General features: G+C 46.9%; 1 protein-coding gene. It reads left to right on the top strand.

What is annotated here, in order from left to right; all coding sequences use genetic code 11:
* Positions 1-405: molybdopterin-dependent oxidoreductase (locus ES017_RS15590; RefSeq protein WP_171335308.1), on the top strand; the 405-nt coding region annotated here is incomplete at both ends.

Here is a 405-nt window from a genome sequence, read left to right on the forward strand (position 1 = left end):
GTGAAAGGCTTCTTAAACATGGTGCTGATCACAGGAAAAATCGGCAAGCCTTACTCAGGTTACGGGGCGATCACCGGACAAGGCAACGGGCAAGGTGCAAGAGAGCATGGCCAAAAAGCCGATCAGCTTCCGGGCTATCGATCTATTGAAAACGAACAACACCGGGCACATGTTGCGAAAGTGTGGGGAATCCATCAGGATGATCTGCCGCGAAAAGGTGTCTCAGCCTATGAAATGATGGAAAAAATCAATGACGGCGACATCAAAGGATTGTTCCTCATGTGCTCCAATCCTGCTGTCTCCAGCCCAAATGCGAATCTCGTGAAAAAGGCTTTAAGGAAACTGACATTCTTTGTTGCAATCGATTTGTTTATTTCTGAGACTGCGAAATACGCAGATGTGATT

Origin of the sequence: Anoxybacillus sp. EFIL (assembly GCF_013096955.1) — a bacterium.
GTDB lineage: Bacteria > Bacillota > Bacilli > Bacillales > Anoxybacillaceae > Anoxybacillus > Anoxybacillus ayderensis.